We start from the raw sequence: 959 nt of genomic DNA, 5'->3' as shown, positions 1-959 counted from the left end.
GGCCGGAAGCGCTGGCGCAAACCCCGAACGTTTAAAATCCGCCGTTTTCCGTCAGCGCCGACCGAGCCCACCGTCCGGGAATCGCCTGGAGACCGCCAGGGACGCTGAATTTCGAGGGCCCCCCGCCGGCCCCGCCACTAGAAGAGCCGCTATGACCCACGTCGTCACCGAAGCCTGCATTCGCTGCAAATACACCGATTGCGTCGATGTCTGTCCCGTCGACTGCTTCCGCGAGGGCCCGAACTTCCTGGCCATCGACCCCGATGAATGCATCGACTGCGCGGTCTGCATCCCCGAATGCCCGGTGAACGCGATCATGCCGGAGGAGGACGTCCCCGGTGACCAGCAGATCATGATCAAGCTGAACGCGGATCTCGCCAAGAAGTGGCCCAGCATCACCAAGCGCAAGACGCCGCTGCCCGATGCCGACGAGTGGAAGGACAAGACGGGCAAGGTCGATCAGCTGGTCCGCTGACCGATCCCCTCATCTCGCGGCGCCGGAGCCTGCCGGCCGCTGCTTCTCACAAGAATGGAAACGCAAGTGACTGAAGCGACCTCCGCCCCGCACGCGGGCGTGATCGAAACAGATGCCGTCATCGTCGGCGCCGGCCCGTGGGCCTGTTCCAGGTGTTCGAGCTGGGCCTGCTCGAGATCAAGGCCCACATCATCGATTCGCTGGCTTATCCCGGCGGCCAGTGCATCGAGCTCTATCCCGACAAGCCGATCTACGACATCCCGGCGCTGCCGGTGGTGACAGGCAAGGAACTGACCGACAACCTGATGAAGCAGATCGAGCCCTTCGGCGCGACCTTCCATCTGGGCCAGGAGGTCACGACCGTCGAGAAGCAGGAGGACGGCCGCTTCTTCGTCGCCACCAGCAAGGGCACGCAGTTCCTGACCAAGACCATCTTCATCGCGGGCGGCGTGGGCTCCTTCCAGCCGCGCACGCTGAAGGTCGA

1 protein-coding gene and 1 pseudogene are annotated in these 959 nt (G+C 64.2%); both read left to right on the top strand.

The window, feature by feature from the left end:
• The first annotated feature begins 151 nt into the window (after nt 1-151).
• Complete coding sequence (gene fdxA, locus FUT87_RS28205; RefSeq protein WP_091722144.1) at nt 152-475, top strand: ferredoxin FdxA; 324 nt, start codon at nt 152-154, stop codon at nt 473-475.
• A gap of 54 nt (nt 476-529) precedes the next feature.
• Nucleotides 530-959, top strand: a pseudogene (locus tag FUT87_RS28200) (NAD(P)/FAD-dependent oxidoreductase); the annotation flags it as partial.

This window comes from Mitsuaria sp. TWR114 (genome assembly GCF_007997345.1).
This window is presented reverse-complemented; position numbering and strand designations above follow the sequence as displayed.